15 protein-coding genes are annotated in these 20,995 nt (G+C 72.0%); 7 read left to right on the top strand and 8 right to left on the bottom strand.

What is annotated here, in order from left to right; translation table 11 throughout:
- On the bottom strand, nucleotides 1–630 hold the full coding sequence (locus tag ABD331_RS27250; RefSeq protein WP_344480264.1) for a TetR/AcrR family transcriptional regulator: 630 nt from the start codon (nucleotides 628–630) through the stop codon (nucleotides 1–3).
- 869 nt (nucleotides 631–1,499) lie between these two features.
- On the opposite strand from ABD331_RS27250, the gene ABD331_RS27245 reads away from it, so the two are divergent.
- The gene (locus ABD331_RS27245) at nucleotides 1,500–2,105 is read left to right on the top strand and encodes a hypothetical protein (protein WP_344480261.1); all 606 of its coding nucleotides are present in this window, start codon (nucleotides 1,500–1,502) and stop codon (nucleotides 2,103–2,105) included.
- Nucleotides 2,106–2,637: 532 nt separating this feature from the next.
- Here the strand turns inward: ABD331_RS27245 and ABD331_RS27240 are convergent.
- The 4 genes from ABD331_RS27240 to ABD331_RS27225 all read right to left on the bottom strand — a co-directional run bounded on the left by ABD331_RS27240 (nucleotide 2,638) and on the right by ABD331_RS27225 (nucleotide 6,477).
- On the bottom strand, nucleotides 2,638–2,907 hold the full coding sequence (locus ABD331_RS27240; protein ID WP_103964555.1) for a WhiB family transcriptional regulator: 270 nt from the start codon (nucleotides 2,905–2,907) through the stop codon (nucleotides 2,638–2,640).
- Between the two features lie 129 nt (nucleotides 2,908–3,036).
- The gene (locus ABD331_RS27235; protein WP_344480253.1) at nucleotides 3,037–3,303 is read right to left on the bottom strand and encodes a hypothetical protein; all 267 of its coding nucleotides are present in this window, start codon (nucleotides 3,301–3,303) and stop codon (nucleotides 3,037–3,039) included.
- A 114-nt stretch (nucleotides 3,304–3,417) separates the two neighbouring features.
- Nucleotides 3,418–4,287: an acyl-CoA thioesterase gene (locus ABD331_RS27230; protein WP_344480250.1), complete on the bottom strand. Its 870-nt coding sequence runs from the start codon at nucleotides 4,285–4,287 to the stop codon at nucleotides 3,418–3,420.
- A 144-nt stretch (nucleotides 4,288–4,431) separates the two neighbouring features.
- Nucleotides 4,432–6,477: an ATP-dependent DNA helicase UvrD2 gene (locus ABD331_RS27225; RefSeq protein WP_344480247.1), complete on the bottom strand. Its 2,046-nt coding sequence runs from the start codon at nucleotides 6,475–6,477 to the stop codon at nucleotides 4,432–4,434.
- Between the two features lie 153 nt (nucleotides 6,478–6,630).
- On the opposite strand from ABD331_RS27225, the gene ABD331_RS27220 reads away from it, so the two are divergent.
- Complete coding sequence (locus ABD331_RS27220) at nucleotides 6,631–7,533, top strand: alpha/beta hydrolase (protein ID WP_344480244.1); 903 nt, start codon at nucleotides 6,631–6,633, stop codon at nucleotides 7,531–7,533.
- Between the two features lie 74 nt (nucleotides 7,534–7,607).
- Nucleotides 7,608–7,856, top strand: coding sequence for a glutaredoxin domain-containing protein (locus ABD331_RS27215; protein ID WP_344480241.1), 249 nt, complete (start codon nucleotides 7,608–7,610; stop codon nucleotides 7,854–7,856).
- A 6-nt stretch (nucleotides 7,857–7,862) separates the two neighbouring features.
- Here ABD331_RS27215 and nudC read toward each other — a convergent pair whose 3' ends face one another.
- Entirely contained in the window at nucleotides 7,863–8,834 is a 972-nt protein-coding gene (gene nudC, locus ABD331_RS27210) for an NAD(+) diphosphatase (protein ID WP_344480238.1), read from the bottom strand.
- Nucleotides 8,835–8,982: 148 nt separating this feature from the next.
- Here nudC and ABD331_RS27205 point away from each other — a divergent pair, with 148 nt between their 5' ends.
- From ABD331_RS27205 to ABD331_RS27190, 4 genes are read left to right on the top strand one after another with little or no spacing between them, the layout of a single operon-like run.
- On the top strand, nucleotides 8,983–10,122 hold the full coding sequence (locus ABD331_RS27205) for a siderophore biosynthesis protein (RefSeq protein WP_344480235.1): 1,140 nt from the start codon (nucleotides 8,983–8,985) through the stop codon (nucleotides 10,120–10,122).
- Nucleotides 10,119–11,594, top strand: coding sequence for an IucA/IucC family protein (locus ABD331_RS27200; protein ID WP_344480232.1), 1,476 nt, complete (start codon nucleotides 10,119–10,121; stop codon nucleotides 11,592–11,594). Before ABD331_RS27205 ends, ABD331_RS27200 begins: the two co-directional genes overlap by 4 nt.
- Nucleotides 11,595–11,596: 2 nt before the next feature.
- Nucleotides 11,597–13,129 carry an IucA/IucC family protein gene (locus tag ABD331_RS27195; RefSeq protein ID WP_344480229.1) on the top strand — a complete coding sequence of 511 codons (1,533 nt, stop codon included), beginning with the start codon at nucleotides 11,597–11,599 and terminating at the stop codon, nucleotides 13,127–13,129.
- Nucleotides 13,126–14,193: a type III PLP-dependent enzyme domain-containing protein gene (locus ABD331_RS27190; protein ID WP_344480226.1), complete on the top strand. Its 1,068-nt coding sequence runs from the start codon at nucleotides 13,126–13,128 to the stop codon at nucleotides 14,191–14,193. The genes ABD331_RS27195 and ABD331_RS27190 overlap by 4 nt, the downstream gene beginning before the upstream one ends.
- Here the strand turns inward: ABD331_RS27190 and ABD331_RS27185 are convergent.
- Together ABD331_RS27185 and ABD331_RS27180 are read right to left on the bottom strand one after the other, a co-directional pair.
- Nucleotides 14,153–17,434, bottom strand: coding sequence for an ATP-dependent helicase (locus ABD331_RS27185; protein ID WP_344480223.1), 3,282 nt, complete (start codon nucleotides 17,432–17,434; stop codon nucleotides 14,153–14,155). The two genes, ABD331_RS27190 and ABD331_RS27185, sit on opposite strands and share 41 nt — an antisense overlap.
- Nucleotides 17,428–20,919, bottom strand: coding sequence for an ATP-dependent helicase (locus tag ABD331_RS27180; protein WP_344480220.1), 3,492 nt, complete (start codon nucleotides 20,917–20,919; stop codon nucleotides 17,428–17,430). Before ABD331_RS27180 ends, ABD331_RS27185 begins: the two co-directional genes overlap by 7 nt.
- Nucleotides 20,920–20,995: the final 76 nt, after the last annotated feature.

The following is a 20,995-nucleotide window of genomic DNA, read 5'->3' as shown; positions in this document are numbered from 1 at the left end:
TCAGGTCAGACCCGAGAGAAGGGCTCGGAGGCCGTCGGTGAGGATGCGTTCGCCCTCCTCCTTGGAGTTGAGGAACCAGCCTGGTAGCGGGGTGCGGAGGGAGCAGGTGAGCTCGATGCTGACGAGGCCGTGGATGGTCGTCCAGACGAGGTAGGCCGAGCGTTCCGGGTTCGAGGAGTGGATGGCGCCCGTGGCGGCGGCTGCTGTGGTGGCTTCGACGAGCAGGCCGAAGCAGCGGCGGAGGGCGTCGGTGCGTTGCTCCGGTGAAGGGTCGAAGTCGGGGAGCGGGCGCTCGAACATCAGCGCGTAGAGGGCAGGGTCGCTCAGGGCGAACCGCCTGTAGCCGTAGCCCACCGCCATGATTCTGGACAGCGAGTCGGTGTGGCCGTTGAGGGAGTCGGTCATCGCCTCGTGGAGGAGGCCGGAGCCGTGCTCGTAGATCGCCTCCAGCAGGCCGGCTCGGCCGCCGAAGCAGGTGTAGATGCCCATGGTGGAGGTGGCGGCGGCGTCCGCTACTCGGCGGAGGGTGAGGTAGGGCGCGCCTTGTTCGCGGAGGACGCGCATGGCGGCGTCCAGGAGGTCCTGGCGCAGTGCGCCGAGTTCTTTCGAGGTGCTTACGGCTCTCGGCACCCTCTCACCATAGCGGGCTATAACGCGCATCATAACAAGCGTTATCGGTGGATGAGGGAGGGAGTGAGTGAAGGGCTGACGACGCAGGGATGGAAGGCGAACGAGGCAGGGGGCGAGGGGGCGAGAGGCGCATGAGGGAGCGCGAGGGCGAATGGGCAGGGCGAGGGCGAATGAGGCAGGCGGTAAGGCAGGGGTGCGGGAGGGCGAGGGCGATGAGGCGGAGCGAGGGCGATGAGGCCGGCGGTAAGCGGGGGTGAGGGAGGAAGCGGAGAAGAGGCGGAAGGGGTGGCGGCGAAGGAGGCGGGCTGAAGGAGGAGGCCGAGGTCGTGCTTCTGGGCCTTGCGAGTCAGGGCCGTGAACCAGGGCCGCGAGCCAGGGGCCGCGAGCCAGGGGCCGCGAGCCAGGGGCCGTGAACCAGGGCCGCGAGCCAGGGGCCGCGAGCCAGGGGCCGCGAGCCAGGGGCCGTGAACCAGGGCCGCGAGCCAGGGGCCGCGAGCCAGGGGCCGCGAGCCAGGGGCCGCGAGCCAGGGGCCGCGAGCCAGGGGCCGCGAGCCAGGGGCCGCGAGCCAGGGGCCGCGAGCCAGGGGCCGCGAGCCAGGGGCCGCGAGCCAGAGCCGCGAGCCAGAGCCGCGAGCCAGAGCCGCGAGCCACGGCCGTGAGCCAGGCGTCCAGGAAGCCCAGGAAGCGAAGGAAGCCCAGGAAGCCGAGGAAGCGAAGGAAGCCCAGGAAGCCGAGGAAGCGAAGGAAGCCGAGGAAGCGGAGGAAGCCGAGGAAGCGGAGGCGTTCAGAGGAAAGCCGAGAGACCGAGAAGCAAGAGACCGAGAAGAAGGCAAAGAACCGCAGGAAAAGCGCAAGAAGGGAGTCGTTTCATGGGTGTTCAACGGGTTGCCGGGGTGGCAGGGTTCGTCTGCGCCGTGTTACTGGTCGTCAACGCCGCCCGGAGGGCCGGGTTAGTGGCAGAGACGGCGTTCACGCACGCCATCGCCCCATTCGCAGCCCTCACCGGCCTGCTCGCGATCACCGGTATCTACCTGTTCATCCGCGCCAGGGCAGGAACGCTGGGCCTGGTCGGGTACGTGCTCAACTCGGCCGGCCTGGCCGGGGCGTTCGCGGTCGAGTACACGTTGCACTTCGTGTTCCCGTACCTGGGTGGCGGGGTCGTGAGCGGGCTGCTGGCCGGTGGGACCGGGCGGGCGTTTCTGGTGACGTCGGCCGTGTTGCTGGTGGGGGTGGTGACGTTCGGGGCGGCGGCGGTCAGGAGCGGGGTTATGCCGGTGGTGGGCGTGGTGCTGTACGTGGTGGGCATGGTGCCCGGGTCGTTGCGGAACCTGGTGCCGGAGGCCGTCTACCTGGGTGGGCTGGTGATGGCGGCGGTCGGGGTCGCGTGGATGGCGGTGCGGCTCTGGACGACGGCGGAAGAGGAGGCGGCGGTGGTGGGGGTCGGACGGCGGGGAGGTGTGGGGTCGGCCGGATAGCGAGGGCGGTGGCGGGCGAACCCGAAGAGGAGCGCAGGGCGAACTCGAAGAGGAGCGCAGGGCGGGCCCGAAGAAGAGCCGAAGGGCGGACCGAGAAGACGCGAAGGATGAAGCGAAGAAGACGCCGAGGGTGAAGCGGGGGAAGAAGGAAGGAGCCGGGCGCTGGTTGCGGCGGCCGGATGGCGAGGGGCGAGGGACAACAGAACGAAGGAGCCGGGCGCTGGTTGCGCCCGGCTCCTCTGGTCAAGGCTCCGATCAGGAGATCCTGCGCCGGCGGCAGGATCTCCTGGATCAGAACTGGCGGCTCAAGGCCTGGCGGAGGCGATCGTTCGCCCGCCGGACCTCCCGCCGAGCCCGCTGCACCCGCGTGACACGCAGGATGAGGCGTTGCTCCTCCGCCTCGCGGTGGAGGGTTTGTATTCGGTCATTGACCAGGTCATGGATGAGATCCGGCACTGCTCGGCTCCTGCTCGGGCTGTACGTGCTCATTGGTCTGTTCGCTTTCTGGTGTGTCGGTGCGGGTGGAAGGTGGTCAGGCAGCGACCGGGTGCTTGCGGGGACGCCCGCGCGGACGCTTGCGGGGAACGACGGTCCCCCTGAGGATCAGCTCGCCGCCCCAGACGCCCCAAGGCTCCTCGCGCTCGAGCGCGCGGGCCAGGCAGGCCTTCTGGATCGGGCAGCCGCCGCAGAGTGCCTTGGCGAACTCGACGTCCTCAGGCGACTCGGCGAACCACAGGTCAGGGTCGGTACGACAGGGGATCTTGGCTTCGTCGATCAGGTCCATGATCGTCTTCGCCCCCATCTGCTTTCTCCTTCGATCGATCTTTTGATCTTTGGTCGGGCACCTCGTAGGTGGTCGGGGATCACGGACAAACAAGAAGGCCGCGGATCCTGTGTGCGGATCCGCGGCCTGGGGGCTGCTATGTGCCGGTCAGGTTATGACCGGAGCATCCCTCCAGGGTTGCGGACCGCACAGTCCACCCTTGGTGAGCTGGTTGGCCGGCAGTTCGATACGTCCGACGTAGACAGGAGCGCCTGCTGCTGGGGCCACACCCTCGTGGGCGGGCGCGTAGAAGGCGGCGATCTGGCTACGGGCAGACTTCTCCTGCCGCAGCTTGGCGGGCCCATCGGCGAGCCTCACCGAGTCACGGCATGCGGAGGCGAACCACTGCGTGGCCGACATCTGAATGCTGATCACCGGGGCTCACCTCCACTCTCTGGATCGTCGGAACAGGGCTGTCCGACTCGCTTGACCATGACCCTAAACCGGGAAGCCGGGAAGGGGCAACATATTTTCTACCTGCGATTTCGCCTATTTCGTGAGGCGAATCATGGCTTCCTGGACGACTGAGACCACGAGGTCACCCGACGCGGTGTACATCTCACCGCGCGCGAGCCCGCGGGCCCCCGCCGACCACGGCGACTCCTGAGCATAGAGCAGCCAGTCGTCGGCCCTGAAGGGGCGGTGGAACCACATGGCGTGGTCGAGCGAGGCGCCCATGACGTTCGAGGCGCCCCAGGCCATGCCGTGGGCCAGCAGGATCGTGTCGACGAGCGTGAAGTCGGAGGCGTAGGCGGCCAGCACCACGTGCAGGAGCGGGTCGTCGGGGAGGTCGGCGTGGTAGCGGAACCAGACGTTGGTCTGGGCGCTGCGCAGCTCGGGGTTGGCGAACGCCTCCCAGGTGAGCGGCGAGGCGTAGCGCGCGTCCACGGGCCGCGGCCGGGTGAACCAGTCGCGCAGCTCCGGGTGGTCACCGACGAGCTCGTACATCCGGTCCTGGAACGTCGGGAGCGTCTCGGGGTCGGGCACCGGCGGCATCGTCAGTGCCTGGTGGGAGACGCCCTCCTCGAAGACGTGGAAGGAGGCGGACATCGTGAAGATGGCCTTGCCGTGCTGGACGGCCACCACGCGCCGGGTGGTGAAGGAGCGCCCGTCGCGCACCCGTTCGACGTTGTAGACGATCGGGATGGCCGGGTCGCCGGGGCGGATGAAGTAGGCGTGCAGGGAGTGCACGTTCCGGTCCTTGGGGACGGTGCGGCCGGCCGCCACCAGGGCCTGCGCCGCGACCTGGCCGCCGAAGACACGCTGGATGCGCTCTTCCGGGCTTCTGCCACGGAAGATGTCGAGCTCGATCTGCTCCAGGTCGAGCAGGTCAAGGAGCTCCTTCAGCGCCGAGTTCACGTGTCCGTCCCTTTCATGTCACCGCTTGCCGGGACAAGTCCCCCTTCATGGTTACCGGCCCCTGGGACAAGTTGGTTACCGGTCCCCGGGACAAGTTTGACCTGTCGCACTTTCCGATGATGCCCCGGCCCGGTTTCGCCCCCGTTACGACCCCCGGCACAGCCCCAGCACGGCTTCTCCGTACCGGTCGAGCTTGACCCTGCCGACCCCGGCGATCGACAGCAGCTCCTGCTCGGTGACCGGCGCGCGCTCGGCGATGGCCTGCAGCGTCACGTCGGTGAAGATGACGTACGGCGGGAGCTTGGCCTCCTTGGCCGTGGCCGTGCGCCAGGCCTTGAGCCGTTCGAGCAGCGCCTCGTCGTAGTCGGCCGGGCAGGTGGAGCAGCGGCCCAGCTTCTGCTCGGTGGCGTTCACCAGCGTCTTGGCGCACACGCGGCAGCTCACCGGCGCGGCGACCTGGCGGCGCTCGCGGGCGGCGGGCGCGATGCGGGGCGGCGCGGAGGCGCGGCCGGTGAGGCCGTCGAGGAAGCGGGACGGGCGGCGGCTCTTGCGTCCGCCCGGCGCGCGGGCCAGCGCCCAGGAGACCGACAGGTGCTCCCTGGCGCGCGTGACGCCGACGTAGAGCAGGCGGCGCTCCTCCTCGATCTGCTCCGGGCTCTCCGCGTAGATGATGGGCAGCATGCCGTCGGTGACCCCGACGAGGAACACGGCGTCCCACTCCAGGCCCTTGGCGGCGTGCAGCGAGGCAAGGGTGACGCCCTCGACGGGCGGCGCGTGCTGCTCGGAGGCGCGGCGCTCCAGCTCGGCGACGAACGCGGGCAGGTCGGCCCCCTCCGCCGCCAGGTCCTCGGCCAGGTCGGCGAGGGCCTTGAGCGACTCCCACTTCTCGCGGGCCTTGCCGCCGCCGGGCGGGACGGGCGTCAGGCCGACGCCGCCGAGGATGTGGTGCACCTCGGAGGCGAGCGGCTCGCCCGCCGCGGAGCGGGCCGCGCCGCGCAGCAGGACGACCGCCTGGCGGACCTCGGGGCGTTCGAAGAAGCGCTCGGCGCCGCGCAGCATGTACGGGATCTCCGCCTTGGTCAGCGCCTCCTCGTACGCCTCCGACTGGGAGTTGACCCGGAACAGCACGGCGATCTCACGCGAGGGCACGCCCTTGTCGAGCAGCTTCCTGATGGCCCTGGCCACCCCGGCGGCCTCGGCGGGCTCGTCGTCGTACTCGCTGAAGGCCGGCTTGGGCCCGTCGGGCCGCTGCGCGACCAGCTCCAGGCGGTGCGGGGAGCGGCCCTTGGCGATCACCAGGTTGGCCAGGTCGACGACCTGGGGGGTGGAGCGGTAGTCGCGCACCAGCTTGATGACGGCCGCGTCGGGATGCTCCACGCCGAACCCGGTCAGGTAGCGCGGGCTGGCGCCGGTGAAGGAGTAGATCGTCTGGTTGGGGTCGCCGACGACGCAGATGTCGTCGCGCCCGCCGAGCCAGGTGTCGAGCAGCAGCTTCTGCAGCGGGTTGACGTCCTGGTACTCGTCGACCACGAAGTAGCGGTACTGCTGGCGGATCTGCGCCGCCACCTCCTGGTGCTCGGTCATCACGGCCGCGGTCAGCTCCAGGATGGTCTCGAAGTCGACCAGGTGGCGCTCGCGCCTGATCCGCTCGTACGCCTCGTAGACGCGGCTGAGCTGCTCGGCCGGCATGGGCGGCGTGCGGTGGTGCTTGGCGGCGGCGGCCACGTAGTCTTCCGGGCCGATCTGCGTGACCTTGGCCCATTCGACCTCGGAGGCGAGGTCGCGCAGCTCGGAGCGCTCGGGGGTGAGCCGCAGGCTGCGGCAGGCCTCGCCGAGCACGGGCAGCTTGGACTCGATGACCGAGGGGGCGGCGCCGCCGATCACCCGCGGCCAGAAGAAGGTGAGCTGGCGCAGCGCCGCGGCGTGGAAGGTGCGGGCCTGGACGCCGGGCGCGCCGAGCGCGCGCAGGCGCTGGCGCAGCTCGCCGGCCGCGCGCGTGGTGAACGTCACAGCGAGGACGCTCTGCGCGTCGACCACTCCGCTGCGCACCGCGTACGCGATGCGGTGGGTGATCGCCCTGGTCTTGCCTGTGCCCGCCCCGGCCAGCACGCACACCGGCCCGCGCACGGCCTCGGCGACAGCGCGCTGCTCGGGGTCGAGTCCGATCAGTACGTCGTCCGCGTCGTTCACCTGTGTATCCTCCCAGCCGGTGGCGGAGAACCACTTTATTCTGGCAACATGCGGGCCGACGTATGTTGGTAAGGGCGTCGTCAACAAGATGCAAAGAACTGGTCTTTTCCCCCACAATGGGGCCCGACCATGTGCATGGGGGAAAGGAAGGCCGTGCGAACTGCGGTTTCCGTGAGCGCTCTCGCGCTCGCAGCCGTCGCGCTCACACCTGTCGCCGCGAGCGCGTCCATGGAGCCGACCCCCGCCCCCACGGTCGACTCGCCCGTCGACTCGCAGGGTCTCGGCGGGTTGTCGGTGGAGACCGTCCAGTACGGCACGCACAAGCGCCAGAGCATGGACGTCTGGTGGACGCCCGACGGGCAGCAGCGCCCGGGGATCTTCCTCATTCACGGCGGCTGGTGGTCCAGCGGCGACAAGAGGTACATGAAGGAGATCACCCGCAGCTACGCTGAGCTGGGGTACACGGTCTTCAACCTGAACTACCGCCTGTCCGGCGACGCGGCCTGGCCCGCGCAGCGCACGGACGCGCTGGCCGCCATCGCGCTGGCGCGCAAGCACGCCGACCGGTACGCCTTCGACCCGAACAACTACGTGCTGATGGGGTTCTCCGCCGGCGGGCACATCGCGGCGGCCGTGGGCACGTACGGCGACGGGGTCGGCGGGCTGAAGGGCGTGGTGGGGCTGTCGCCGATCATCTCGCCGCTGCGCGCGTACACCGACGGGGAGAAGAGCACCAACGCGCACAAGCGCAAGCTGCGCACGGCCGCGATCAAGCTGGCCGGCGGCTGCGCGCCCAAGGGCAAGTGCTCGCGCATCTGGGCGAGCATGGAGGTGGCCTGGCACGCCAGCCGCAACGACGCGCCGATGCTGACCATCCACTCCGAGAACGAGTTCGTGCCGCCGGTGCAGAGCCAGTTGCTCAAGCAGACGCTCGGGCAGGTGGGCGTGCAGGTGTCGGTGTTCACGCAGCCGGGGATCAACCACAGCTCGCCGCTCTACCGTGAGCCGGGCGTGGCCGAGCGGGTGCAGGCGTGGATCGCCTCCCGAATCGGGTAATCGGGGATTAGACGGGCACCCTGCGTTGTTGCACGGATCGCCTGTTTTTCCTGACCTTGGAGGGATCTCCGAAGATGGCGCTCACGGTCTACAGCACCACGTGGTGCGGCCCTTGCAAGCGGCTCAAGGCCCAGCTCACCCGCGAGGGCATCAGCTTCGACGACGTCGACATCGAGCGTGACCCGTCGGCGGCGGAGTTCGTGATGAGCGTCAACAACGGCAACCAGGTCGTGCCGACCGTGGTCATCGAGACGCCGAAGGGGCGCTTCGTCCGGACGAACCCCTCCGCCCTGGAGGTCAAGAGGCTGCTCGAAGCGGCCTGACCCGGCTCACCAGTCGCCGACGAGCTCGCCGCCGTACCAGGTCTCGATCAGGCGGCGAGCGATCGAGACGGGCGGCGGCAGGCGCAGCTCGCCCGACTCCAGCGCCCGCGTCAGCTCCTCGCGCGAGAACCAGTGCGCCTCGGCGATCTCCTCGGCGTCGGGCGTGAGCGTGGTGGTCGTGGCCTCGGCGAAGAAGCCGAGCATGAGGCTGCGCGGGAACGGCCACGGCTGGCTGCCGAGGTAGCGCGGGTTGGCGACGGCGATGCCGACCTCCTCGGCCACCTCGCGCACGACGGCCGCCTCCAGCGACTCGCCCGGCTCCACGAACCCGGCCAGGATCGACAGGCGGCCCTCCGGCCACTGCGGCCCCCGGGCCAGCAGGCAGCGGTCGGCCTCGTCGCGGACCAGCATAATGACCGCGGGGTCGACGCGCGGGAAGTGCTGGCTGGAGTCCTTCGGGCAGACGCGGATGTGCCCGCCGGCCTGCACCACCGTGTGCGCGCCGCACCTCGGGCAGAACTCGTGCGTGGTGTGCCAGGCCTCCAGCGCCACGGCGTAGACCAGCAGGCCCGCGTCGCGGTCGCCGAGCAGGCCGCCGACCTGGCGCAGCCCGGCGGCCACCGGCTCGCCCTCGGGCGTGTCGCGCAGGGACATGGCCATCGTCACGCGGCCGTTGATGTCGCCCTTGGGGATGCCCGGCAGCGCCGCGGCCACCGCGAAGTAGGCGACGCCGTCCTCGACGCCCAGCAGGTAGCGCTGGCCGGCGGGCGCGTCGGCGGTGGTGAACAGCACCGCGTGCACCTCGTCGCCCGTCCGGCGCACCAGCGTGTGGCCGTTGTCGATGACCAGCACCCTCGTCGCGGGGTCCGCCCAGGCCCGCTCCAGCCACCGCTCGTCGGCGCGCAAGGCCGAGGAGCGGTCGATGGTCCCCCTAGCAAGCAGTAGCGGGCCGATGAGTTGCTCTTCCGCGGTCTCCACTGGTGCCGCCCCCTCCCGAGTCCCATGTCATCCTATGACCTCGCAGTTAGCCGGTGATTACGGTATCCGGGCCTCGTGGTGATCTCTGTAGGGCTAAGATTCGACGGGTTAGGTTAGCCTTACCTGATTCTCCGGGGGTGCCTTCGCGTTGCGGCTCTACCTGACCGCGCTCAAACCGACCGACTCCGTGACGGACGGCTTCCTCCCCGCGGCACGGGCGCTGGGGTGCGAGGTGACGATCCTGACCGACCGGCCGGAGCGGCATCCGGACGCGGTGCTCTGCGACGTACGGGACCCGCGCGCGCTGATCGACACTATCGAGCACCTCGGCAGGCCCGACGCGATCTTCTCCAACTCCGACCACCTGCAGACCGAGACCGCGCTGGCCGCCGCCTACTTCGGGCTGCCGGGCAAGGACTGGCGGGCGTGCGCGGCGGCCAAGAACAAGTTCCTGACGCGGCGCAGGCTGCAGGAGGCCGGCGTCGAGCAGGTCTTCTCCGTACGGCTCGGGCCGCTCGACCCGGTGCCCGCAAGCGTGCCGTACCCCGTGGTGCTCAAGCCCCGCGAAGGGGTGGCCAGCGAGGACGTCATGCTCGTCGAGAGCGGCCTGGAGCGCGCCGTGGCCGAGGTCAGGCGGCGGCGGCCGGGCGAGGCGCTGGTCGTGGAGGAGTACCTCGAAGGGCCGTTGCGGACGCTGGAGACACTGGGCGACGAGGGTGGACTGCGGGTGCTCGGCGGGTTCGCGACGACGCTGGGGGCGTTGCCGCACTTCGTGGAGGAGCGGCTCGACTGGGCTCCGCGCCACGAATCCGAGGAGCATGTGCTGGCCGCGCTGCGGGCGCTCGGGGTGGGGTTCGGGGCGTGTCACACCGAGTACGTGGTCACCGCCGCCGGGCCCAGGATCGTCGAGGTCAACTACCGGGTCATCGGGGACCACTGCGACTTCCTGCTGGCGGACCTGCTCGGGGTGCCGATCTTCGAGTGGATCCTGGGAGTGCATCTCGGAAGGCCGATGCCTGCCGTTCCGGAAATTTCCCGATTCGGTAGTGCGGTCAGCCTGGTCGCCGATCGGGCCGGGGTCGTCAAGGACGCGCCGGGGCACGAGTCCGTGACCGCAGGGGACGTACGCCTGTGGCACCGTCCGCTGCGGACGGTCGGCGAGACCGTCACGCTGACCAGGACGAACCGCGACTACCTGGGCGTGATCAGGGCCGTCGGCCCGTCACGGGAGCGGGTCGAGGCCGCCGTCGAGGAGTACCGGGTCGCGCGGCCGTGGGTGGTCGAATGAGGTCGCGGGAGGCCTACCTGGCCGCCCGGGTGCTGGACGCCCTGCTGCGCGAGGACTACGGCGGGCTGGCCTCCCGCGTCACCCGCACCAAGCACGGGGTGGGGATGCTGCTCGCCGACGGCCGGTGGGTGCGGCTCACGCCAGGGGCGCTGTACCAGGACTTCGTGGTGGCCGCCGACGAGCGGCTGGGGCTGGAGCAGGTGCTGGAGACGCTGGTCGAGGTCTGCGCGCCGGAGGACGCCGAGGGCGTGGCGGCCTTCTTCGAGGAGTGCGTGGCGGCGCTGGCCGCGCTGGAGCTGCACGACGAGCACGGGGGCTCCGCGTCGTCGTACGAGATGCTGGCCGCCTCCGTGGACCATCCGGTCTATCCGACCTCGCGGGCCCGGGTGGGGCTGTCGGAGGCCGAGCTGCTGGCCTACGCGCCGGAGTTCGGGCCCTCGTTCGAGCTGCGGTGGGCGGCGGTTCCGCGCCGCGCGCTCGCGCCGGGCTCCGCCGCGCGGCTGCCCGACGGCGTGGCGCCGGATCTGCCCGTCGGGGACGACAAGACGCTGTTCCCCGTGCACCCGCTGACCGTGGACGAGGTGCGCAAGATCGACGGGGTGCGGCTGCTGGACGAGGCTGCCGTGACCGTGCGGCCCACGCTGTCCATGCGGACCGTCGAGGTCTCCCCGCGCCTGCACCTGAAGCTGCCGCTGCCGATCAGCACCCTCGGCGCCAGGAACCGGCGCTCCATCAAGGCGGGCACGCTCGCCGACGGCGCCAGGGCCGAGCTGCTGCTGCGGGAGCTGGCCGACCCCGGCGTGGTGCTCGCCGACGAGCAGACGTGGGCGCACGCCGGGCACGAGCACCTCGCCTGGATGGCGCGGCGGCTGCCCGAGGGGAAGATCGTGCCGGTCGCCGCGCTGGGCGCCCCCGGCGTGCTCGGCGAGCTGGGCGACGTGCTGCCCGGATATCTGCGGCTGCTGCTGCGGTGGAACGTGCGGCTGTTCGTCCGCTACGGGGTCGCGCTGGAGGCGCACCAGCAGAACCTGGGGCTGCTCTTCCACGGCGACGGGCTCAAGCTGCTGGTCAAGGACAACGACGGGCTGCTGGCGTCCCCGTCCAGGCTGCGGGCCGCCGGGGTCGAGGCGCCCGCGTTCGCCGACGAGCGCATGCTGAACGACGACCCGCACGCCCTGGCCGACGTCTTCGTGACCATCACGCTGCACCTGGCGTCCGCCGCCGTCGCGTTCGGCGCGCTGCCGCACGACCGGGCGGCGGCGCTGCTGCGCGACACGCTGGCCGACGCGCTCGACGAGTACGGCGACGACCCCATGGCCAGGCTCCTGCGCGCCAGGACGCTCGACGCGGCCAGGCTGACCGGCAAGTCCATGATCACCGCTGGCACGCTCGTCTCCAAGGAACGCTCAGGGGCGCGCGACGTCAACAAGTTCTACGGCACCAGCGGGCCGAACTACCTGAGGAGAGCCTGAACATGCACGGACTGGCCATCGACGCGCCTTCCGGCCCTGCCGAGCAGGCGACGCTGGCGGCCCTGCTGCGCTGCTGCGTGCGGGAGGTGGCCGGGCCGCGCGGGCTGGTGTGGCCCGCTCCGCCGTACGTGCTGCTGCGGGTGGGGGGCACGCTGCTGCGGGCCCGCACCCACGGCGGGGCGGCGCTGCGCTTCGAGGGGCCGCCCGAGCGGCTGGAGGCGGGCGCGTGGCGGACGCTGGCGAGCGGCGAGCTGGTCCGGCTGATCGAAGAGGAACTGGAGAGCCGCAACGGCGAGTTCGCCGGGCAGGTGGCGGCCAGCAGGGACGCGGTGGCGGCCATCCTGCGGGCCAGGGCCTCGGCCGTGCCGCCCGCCGACCCGTGGCTGGCCTCGGAGCAGGCGCTGGTGTACGGGCATCCGTTCCACCCCAGCCCCAAGGCGCGGGGCGGGGAGGGCTGGCTGGCCTACGCCCCTGAGGCGCACGCCCAGTTCCCCGTACGGCTGCTCGGCGTGCCGGAGGACGTGCTGGCCGAGGGCGGCGACGCGTCGGTGCTGGACGCCATGGGGCGCGGCCCCGACGGCTACCGGGTGCTGCCCGCCCATCCGTGGCAGCTCGGCCTGCTGGGGCCGGTGCTCGGGCGCGAGCTGATCGATCTGGGGCCGGGGCCGCTCGTGGTGCCGACCTCGTCGGTGCGGACGGTGTACGTGCCGGAGGCGGAGGTGTGCCTGAAGTTCTCCCTGGACGTGCGGATCACCAACTGCGTGCGCAAGAACGCCTGGTACGAGCTGGCCGGAGCCGTGGAGCTGACCGGGCGGCTCGGCCCGATCTTCGACGAGGTGTCCGCCACCCATCCCGCGACCCGCTGGCTGGCCGAGCCCGGCTACCGGTCGGTCGCGCTCGGGAACCGGCTGCACGAGGGGCTGGGCGTGATCGTCAGGCAGAGCCCGTGGGCCGTCTGCGATCCTGGCGTGACCCCGATCCTGGCGGGCGCGCTCGCCCAGGAGATCAAGGCGCACGACCCGGTCGCGTGGTGGCGCTCGTACGTGACGGTGGTCGCGCTGCCCGTACTTGAGCTGTACTTCAGGCACGGCGTGGTGCTGGAGCCGCACCTGCAGAACGTGCTGGTCGGGCTGGACGGCGACGGCATGCCCGCGCAGGCCGTCTTCCGCGACCTGGAGGGCGCCAAGCTCGTCGCGGGCCGCCACGACCTCGGCGGGCTGCATCCCGAGGTGGCCCGCGCGCTCACCTACGACGCCGAGCGCGGCTGGGCCCGGGTGGTCTACTGCCTGCTCGTCAACCACCTCACCGAGATCGCCGCCACGCTCGCGGGCACGGACGACCGCCTGCTGCGCGAGCTGTGGCGGGCCGCCAGGAGCCTGCTCGACTGGCAGGCGGCCGGCCTGGGCTGGCCGCTGCCGCTGTCGGACCTGCTGGCGGGCGCGCCGCTGCCCGCCAAGGCGAACCTGGGCGTGCGCTGGACCAGAGCGGCCGACCGGACCGCCGGTTACGTACCGATCGCGAACCCGCTCGCATGATCGGCCCCCGCGTCCTGACGGCCGCTGCCGCCCTTCCCGAGGCCCCGGCCTACCTCTATGACCTGCCGGCGCTGGACGAGCACGTGGCGGCCGTACGGCGCGCGCTGGGGCCCGTCGAGCTGTACTACGCGGTCAAGGCCAACCCCGACGCCGAGCTGCTGCGGGTGCTGGCCGGGCACGTGGACGGGTTCGAGGTGTCGTCGGCGGGCGAGCACGCGCACGTGACCAGTCTGTTCCCGAGTGCGCGGGTGGCGCTGGGCGGGCCCGGCAAGACCGACGCCGAGCTGCGCCTGCCGCACCACCGGATCCACGTCGAGTCGCCGAACGAGCTGCGCCGCCTGATCGCCACGGGGCTGGAGGCGGACGTGCTGCTCAGGCTCAACCCGGACCTGCCGGTCGAGGGGGCGGCGCTGACGATGAGCGGGCCGTTCGGGATGGACGAGGACGCGGTGGCGCAGTGCCTGCCGCTGTTCGGCGACCGGGTCCGGCTGCGCGGCCTGCACGCCCACCTGGCCAGCGGGCTCGACGCCGGGCCGCTGCTGGGGCTGGCGCGGCGGTTGCTGGACCACGCCTGGGAGGAGGTCAACCTGGGTGGCGGGATGGCGGTGTCGTACGAGTCGCCCGGATCCCGCTTCGACTGGGAGGCTTACGGAAAGGGGCTGGCCGAGCTGGGGCGAGGCAGAAGGCTACGGATCGAGCCCGGCCGGGCGCTGACCGTCTACTGCGGCTACTACGTCACGAAAGTGGTGGACGTGAAGCGGGTGCGCGGCCAGGCGTACGCGATCCTGCTGGGCGGCACCCACCACCTGCGCACGCCCGCGACCAAGGGCCACGACCAGCCGTTCACCGTGCTGCCCGCGGGCAGGCCGGACGTGACCGACGAACCGGTCACGCTCGTCGGCCAGCTATGCACCCCGAAAGACGTCTTCGCCCGAAATATCGTGACCTCGGTGGGTGTGGGAGACACGGTGGTGTTCGAGATGGCCGGGGCCTACGCCTGGAACATCTCGCACCACGACTTCCTCATGCACCCGAAGCCGGCTTTTCACCATCTAAGAGCCTGACGTTCTCGATCAGCGCCACCAGGCCGTCAGCGTCGAGCAGGTCCACCGGGCGCACGGTGCGGTTGGCGCGCACGTAGTGGAAGGCCGCCCCCACCTCCTCCAGCGGCACCTCCGCCAGGTGCGACCAGGCCAGCCGGTACGCGGCGAGCTGCACGGAGGCGGCCTTGGCGGCCTTCTTGCCCCTCGGCGGCTGCCCGGTCTTCCAGTCGACGACCTCGTAGCCGCCGCCGGGCCGCTCGAAGACGGCGTCCATGCGCCCGCGCACCAGCCGGTCGGCGATCATGGTCTCGAACGGGACCTCCAGGTCCACCGGCCGCCGGTCGGCCCACTCGCTCTGCTCGAACCGCTCCTGCAGCTCCGCCAGCCGCACGTCGGCCTCTTCGAGCTCCTCGTCGTACAGCTCCAGGTCGTCGATCAGCCGCTGCTGGTCCCACCGCGTCTCCAGCCACTTGTGGAACGAGGTGCCCCGGCGGGCCAGCGGCGCGGGCTTCTTCGGCACCGGGCGGCGAATTTTGCGGGCCAGCTCGCGCGGGTCGGCGGCCAGCGTGACCAGCGAGGACACGGTCAGCTTCGTCGGCAGCTCGACCGTGGTGGCGGGCCTGCGCCTGTGCAGCTCGCGCTCGCGCAGCAGCAGGTCGGTGTCGCGCTGCCAGGCCCGCAGCCGCTCCTCCTCGTACGCCTTGACGGGCTCGTCCTCGTACGGCCCCAGGGTGCCCGCCAGCGCGTCCTCCACGAGCTGCGCGCCGTCGAGCACGGACTCGTAGCGCAGCCCCTCCGGCTCGACCGGCCAGGTGGCCTGCGCGGGCTCGGCCAGCAGCGGGTTCGTGGCGCCCTCTTCGAGGTCGTCCGCCCAGAACGAGATCCGGTCGGCGGTGTCGCGGATCTCCAGCAGGAAGTCGGACGGCTCCAGCGGCTTGGTCGCGCTGCCCCAGCGGTAACCGGAGGCGATCAGGTGGTAGTGGGCGCGGGTCACGGCCACGTACGCGAGCCTGCGCTCCTCCATCAGGTCACGCTCGCGGCAGTGCTCGTCGAACGCCGCCAGCTCCTCCTTGCTCAGCCCGGACAGCCGGGGCAGGTCGGCGGCGTCGCCGCGCAGCGGGTACGGGAGCTTGCGCGGGTTCTCCGTCCACCGGCTGTTCATCACCGGCGTGGCGGGAAAGATGCTGCCCGTCGCGATCGTCCCCTTCGAGCTGACGAGCTGCGACAGGCCTGGCACCACCACGACCGGCCACTCCAGGCCCTTCGAGGCGTGCACGGTCATCAGCTTGACGCTGTTGCTCTCACCGACCCGGCCCGCCTCCAGCCCGAACTCCTCGCTCTCCGCCGCCTGGAGGTAGGCCAGGAACGCGCCCAGCGTCGGATCCTCCGCGTCGCCCGCGAACCTGGAGGCCGCGTCGAGGAACGCGTCGAGGTCGGCCCGCGCCGCGAACGCGCCTGCCGTGCCGCTGCGCGCCGCCACCTCGATGTCCAGGCCGAGCCTGCGCTCCACCTCGCTGATCAGGTCGGGCAGCGGCTGCGCGGTGTGCGCGCGCAGGTGCCGCAGCTCCTGGGCGAGCGCCACCAGCCTGGTGCGGGCCAGCGGCGAGAACGGCTCCAGCCACTCCTCCCTGTCGGGCAGCTCGTCCAGGGCGTCCACCAGGCTGCCGCGCTCCTCGGCCAGGTCGGCCACCACTTGGTCGAGCGGGTCGTCCTCGCGGTGGCTCTCGCTCAGCTCGCGGGCCAGCGTGCGGGCGTGCTCGCCCAGCACCCGCAGGTCGGCGGGGCCGATCCGCCAGCGGGGCCCGGCCAGCAGCCTCGCCAGCGCGTCTCCAGCCGTGGGGTCGTACAGGACGCGCAGGGTCGCGACGATGTCGTTCACCTCGGGCACGGTCAGCAGGCCGCCCAGGCCCACCACCTCGACCGGGATGTCGCGCTCCTCCAGCGCCCTGCGCAGCGCGGGGAACTGCGAGCGCTTGCGGGCCAGGATGGCGACGTCCTGCGGCTGCACGGCGAGCGTCTTCTTGCGCTCCTTCTCGCCCCACGGCATGCCGTCGGGGGCCGTCTCCTGGCCGAGGAGCTTGTGGATGCCGTCGGCGATCCACTTCGCCTCGTCCTCGGCGGTCTCGTGGAAGGCGCAGGTGACGCGTCCGCGCTCGACCCGGTTCGGGCCGGGGATCAGCACCGGGACCTCGCGGGCCTCCATGCGCAGCGCGAGCTGGACGCGGGCGGCCACGTCGAGCACCCGGTCGCCGTTGCGGAAGCTGACGCTGAGCTGCCGGACCGGCGCCTGGTCGCCGGCGGCCGTGCGGAAGTCCTTCGGGAAGCGCCGCAGGTTGCCCGCCGAGGCGCCGCGCCAGCCGTAGATGGACTGGCACGGGTCGCCCACGGCCGTGACGGGGTGGCCGCCGCCGTAGAGCGAGCGCAGCAGGACGAGCTGGGCGTGGCTGGTGTCCTGGTACTCGTCGAGCAGGACCACCGAGTAGCGGCCCCGCTCGATCTCGCCGACCTCCTTGTGGTTGGCGGCGATGCGGGCGGCCAGCGACATCTGGTCGCCGTAGTCGATCACCTCGCGGGCGCGCTTGAGCCGCTCGTACCTCTCCACCAGGGGCAGGAGCTGCTCCCTGGCCGCGTGCACGCTCAGCGGCTTGCGCTGGGCCAGCGTCGTCCGGCCTGGCAGCACGGCGTGCCTGCCCTCCAGCCACTCCCCCACCCGCCGCACGTCGGCGGCCGAGCGCAGGTGCTCCGACAGCTCGCCCGCCAGCTCCAGCAGCGCGGCCGTGACCGACGGCGGGCCCAGCTCGATCCGGTCCATCGGGCCGTCGTACATCGCCACCACGCGCGAGGCGAGCTGCCACGACACGGCGGGCGTGACCAGCCGCATGGTCGGCTCAAGACCCTCCCGCAGGGCGTGGTCGGTGACCAGGCGGGCGGCGTAGGCGTGGTACGTGGACACGGTCGGCTCGTTGTCGAGCGTGCCCGGCTCGACCAGCCCGGCCTCGGCCAGGCCGTTCAGCCGCTCCCTGACCCTGGTGGCCAGCTCGGCGGCGGCCTTGCGGGTGAACGTCAGGCCCAGCACGTTCTCCGGCTTGACCAGGCCGTTGGCGACCAGCCAGACCACCCGGCCCGCCATGGTCTCGCTCTTGCCCGAGCCCGCGCCCGCCATGACGACCATCGGCTCCAGCGGCGCCTCGATGACCGTCGCCTGCTCGGGGGTGGGCGGGAGGATGCCGAGCTTGCCGGCCAGTTCGGCGGGGGTCAGCACACCTGGCCCCCGTTGTCGTTGACCGGGCAGCTCGCCCTTGCCGCGCACGTACGGCAGCCGTCGTTCACCTTGGCCTGGAAGAACGGGCCCGACATGCCGACCGCCACCGTGTCGACCAGGTCCTTGGCCCAGCCCGGGTTCTTGTCGTCGGCCAGCGCGCCCTGCGACTGCTCCAGCGCGTCGTTCTTGCCCGCCGCCTTGCCGAGCTGCACCAGCGCCGCGCCGCCTGGCTCGGTCATGCCGTGCCTGGCGAACGCGCCCAGCAGCGCCGCGAGCTGGTAGACGCCGAGCTGCGGATGGCGGTCCAGGTCGCCCGCCTTCGGCTTGGAGCCGCCCGTCTTCAGGTCGATGATCACCGCGCGGTTGTCGGAGTCGCGCTCGACCCGGTCGACGCGGCCCTTGATCTGGACGCCCTCCGACACCATCGCCGTGAACGCCTCCTCCAAAGCCACCAGCTCGCGCGGGTTCTCCTTGTGCCAGCGCAGGAACTTGCCGATCATCTGCTCGGCCACCTGGCGCTGCTTGCGGTTGTACCAGACGCCGCCGAAGTCGAGGTCGTTCCAGATCTGGTCGAGGCGGTCGCCGAGCAGGTCCTCGCTGGGCAGGTCGGTGGCCGCCAGGACGGCCAGCGCGTGAATGATGTTGCCCAGACCCTGCGCCGTGCTGGTGCCCGCCGCGCCGACCGCCGTCTCCAGCAGCCAGCGCAGACCGCACTTGGTGAAGCTCTCCACCGCCGACGGCGAGATGCTCACCACCCCGTCCGGCCAGCTCAGCGGACGGTCGTCGGAGATCGGAGTGAGCGCGTACCAGTCGTTCGGGTGGGCGCCCTGCACCCCGGCGGCTGCCAGCCTGGCGAGCTGCTTGGCCGCCTCGTGCCGCAGCCTGCGCGGCTTCGTCGGATCGGTCACCGCGCTGCGCAGGTCGGCCACCAGCGCGGACATGTTCAGCCAGCGCGCCCTGTCGTCCACCGTGGCCGACTCCACCGCGCCCGGCATCAGCTCCGACAGGAACCTGGACGGCCGCTCGTCGGTGTCCTCGCCGCCCACCGCCGTGACCACCAGCCTGCGCCTGGCCCTCGTCGCCGCCACGTAGAAGAGCCTGCGCTCCTCCGCCAGCATCTTGGACACCAGCGACGCCTTGTTCGGCTCGCCGCCCTCCACCACGTCGATCAGGTCCTCGATGCCCAGCAGCGAACCGCGCAGCCGCAGGTCCGGCCAGACGCCCTCCTGGACGCCCGCCACGACCACCACGTCCCACTCCAGGCCCTTGGAGCGGTGGGCGGTCAGCACCCGCACGGCGTCGCCGTCGGGGGCGCGGTCGGCCAGCGTGTCGCCGGGGATCTCCTGGGCGGCCAGGTCGTCGATGAACACCTCGGGGCCCGCCATCGGCATCCGGTCCACGAACCTGGCGGCGTGGTCGAACAGCGCCACCACCGCGTCGAGGTCGCGGTCGGCCTGCGCGCCCCTGGGGCCGCCCGACAGGCTCAGCTCGCTCCAGCGGCGGGCCAGGCCGCTCTCGTCCCAGATCGTCCACAGCAGGTCCTCCGCCGTGCCGCCCTGGCGGGCGGCGTCGCGGGCCGCCGCCAGGAGCTTGGCGACGCGCTCGGCCGGTAGCGCTACGTGCGGCTCGACGCGGGTCAGCTCGCGGATGTCCTTGACGGCGGCGACCAGCAGCTCGCCGGACGAGCGCGCCTTGAACGGCAACCCCTCGACCTCCTCGGCGACCCGGCCCCCCTCCTCCGCACCGGGGTCGGCGGCCCGGCCGACCCGGTCCACGCCCGGATCAGCGGCCCGGTCGCCCGGCGCCACGCCTGCGTCGGCGGTCTGGTCATGCGGCGCCACGCCTGCGTCGGCGGCTCGGCCATCCGCCTCCGCGCCCGCATCGACAGCCCGGTCATCCAGCACCTCGCCCGCATCGACAGCCCGGTCGCCGGGCTCCGCGTCCGGGTCGGCGGTCCGGTCGCCAGGCTTGGTGTCCAGGTCGGCGGCCTCGTCCGAGCTGGCGGTGTCGTCTGGGTTGGTGGCCTCGTCGGCGGCCACGCCCATGGCCTCGTTCTCGGCGATCTTGAGTGCGCGACGCAAGCGGCGTACACCGATCATGTCGGTGCCCCCCAGCGGCCCCGTCAGCAGTTCCTCAGCCACCCCCTCGTCGAGCTCGGACGGATCCAGCGCCACCCGCAGCATCGTCAGCAGCGGACGCACGCCCGGCTCCTGCGCGATCGGCACCTCGTCGCCCGCGATCATCGTCGGCACGCCGGCGTTGGTCAGCGCCCGCCGCAGCAACGGCACCTGCCGCCGGGCCGAGCGGACCAGCACCGCCATCCGGTGCCACGGCACCCCGTCGATGAGGTGGGCGCGGCGCAGCGTGTCGGCCACGATCGCGGCCTCCTGGCTGGTGCTGTCGGCCAGCAGCACCCGCGCCTCGCCCGGGTCGGCGTCCAGCGGCGCGACGAGGTCGCGGTGGCCGTGACGGTGGTCGGGCCGGTGGTCGGGCCAGTCGTCGGGATCCTGGCCGGGCTCCCGGGTCGGCGCGGGGCCGACGGGCAGCTTGGCCGCCACCCGCCGCGAGGCCTCCAGCAGGTCGGCCCCGCTCCTGCGGCACACGCGCAGCGCCAGCACCGGCGCCTCGCGGCCGTCGAGTGTCCTGAACCGCTCGGGGAACTTCATGATGCCCTGGACGTCGGCGCCCCTGAACCCGTAGATCGACTGGTCGGGGTCGCCCACCGCGACCAGGTCGCGGCCGTCGCCCGCGAGCTGGGTGAGCAGCAGCTCCTGCGCAGGGTCGGTGTCCTGGTACTCGTCCACGAACACCACGTCGTGCGCCGCCCGCTCACGCTCGCGCACCTCGGGGTCGGCCAGCAGCGAGGTGGCGGCGCCGACCAGCTCGGCGTAGTCGTAGGTCTCCTCGGGGGCCAGGTCGAACCTGTCCTGGTAGCGCTCGGAGAAGCGCCCGGCCGCCGCCCAGTCGGCCCGCCCGTGCACCCGCCCGAGGGCGATCAGCCGTTCGGCGTCGAGCCCCCGTTCGTTGGCGCGCGACAGGAAGTCGCGCAGCTCCTCGGCGAAGCCCCGCGTCTTGAGCGGCTCGCGCAGTGACTGCGGCCAGTCGGGCGCGCCGCCCTCCAGCTCGCCGTGCAGCAGCCGCCGGATCTCCAGGAGCTGCTCGGGGCCGGTGAGCAGGCGCGGCGGCGCCTTGCCCGCCAGCACGGACTCGCGGCGCAGCAGCGCGTACGCGTAGGAGTGGAACGTCATGGCCACCGGCGTGCGCGTGGTGCGGCGCAGCCGGCCGGTGACGCGGCGGCGCAGCTCCTCGGCGGCCTTGCGGCTGAAGGTGAGGATGAGCACGCGCTCGGGGTCGACGCCGCGCCGCTCGATCCTGTCGACCACGCTCTCCACGATGGTGGTCGTCTTGCCGGTGCCTGGACCTGCGAGAACGAGGAGGGGGCCGCGCCGGTGCCCGACCACGGCACGCTGATGCTCATCGAGCACAGGGGGCACATCGGGCCCCCCGCTGCCTCTACGCACCAACCGCCAGGTCTGAGCACTCACAGCACTAGATTCCACC

The organism is Nonomuraea monospora, assembly GCF_039531895.1.
GTDB classification, from domain to species: Bacteria; Actinomycetota; Actinomycetes; order Streptosporangiales; family Streptosporangiaceae; genus Nonomuraea; species Nonomuraea monospora.
This window is presented reverse-complemented; position numbering and strand designations above follow the sequence as displayed.

Coding starts and splice junctions, on each gene's coding strand:
- ABD331_RS27245 (WP_344480261.1), top strand. CDS start 1,500: ATGGGTGTTCAACGGGTTGCCGGGGTGGCAGGGTTCGTCTGCGCCGTG.
- ABD331_RS27240 (WP_103964555.1), bottom strand. CDS start 2,907: ATGGGGGCGAAGACGATCATGGACCTGATCGACGAAGCCAAGATCCCC.
- ABD331_RS27215 (WP_344480241.1), top strand. CDS start 7,608: ATGGCGCTCACGGTCTACAGCACCACGTGGTGCGGCCCTTGCAAGCGG.
- ABD331_RS27200 (WP_344480232.1), top strand. CDS start 10,119: ATGAGGTCGCGGGAGGCCTACCTGGCCGCCCGGGTGCTGGACGCCCTG.
- ABD331_RS27195 (WP_344480229.1), top strand. CDS start 11,597: ATGCACGGACTGGCCATCGACGCGCCTTCCGGCCCTGCCGAGCAGGCG.
- ABD331_RS27190 (WP_344480226.1), top strand. CDS start 13,126: ATGATCGGCCCCCGCGTCCTGACGGCCGCTGCCGCCCTTCCCGAGGCC.